This window comes from Siccibacter turicensis LMG 23730 (genome assembly GCF_000463155.2).
In the GTDB taxonomy this organism is placed as follows: Bacteria; Pseudomonadota; Gammaproteobacteria; order Enterobacterales; family Enterobacteriaceae; genus Siccibacter; species Siccibacter turicensis.
Window position 1 is genome coordinate 1 of the sequence record NZ_AWFZ01000018.1, and the last position, 223, is coordinate 223.

General features: G+C 41.3%; 1 rRNA gene. It reads right to left on the reverse strand.

The features are described from left to right. Positions 1–76, reverse strand: a 16S ribosomal RNA gene (locus tag DW58_RS04245); the annotation flags it as partial. Positions 77–223 lie beyond the last annotated feature (147 nt).

The window sequence follows — 223 nt, forward strand, 5'->3', positions numbered from 1 at the left end:
CCTGTTACCGTTCGACTTGCATGTGTTAGGCCTGCCGCCAGCGTTCAATCTGAGCCATGATCAAACTCTTCAATTTAAGTTTGATGCTCAAAGAATTAAACTTCGTAATGAATTACGTGTTCACTCTGAGACTTGATAATGCTTTATTTCGTCTTGCGACGTTAAAGATATCAGTGCCCCGAAGTGCCCACACAGATTGTCTGATAAATTGTTAAAGAGCAGT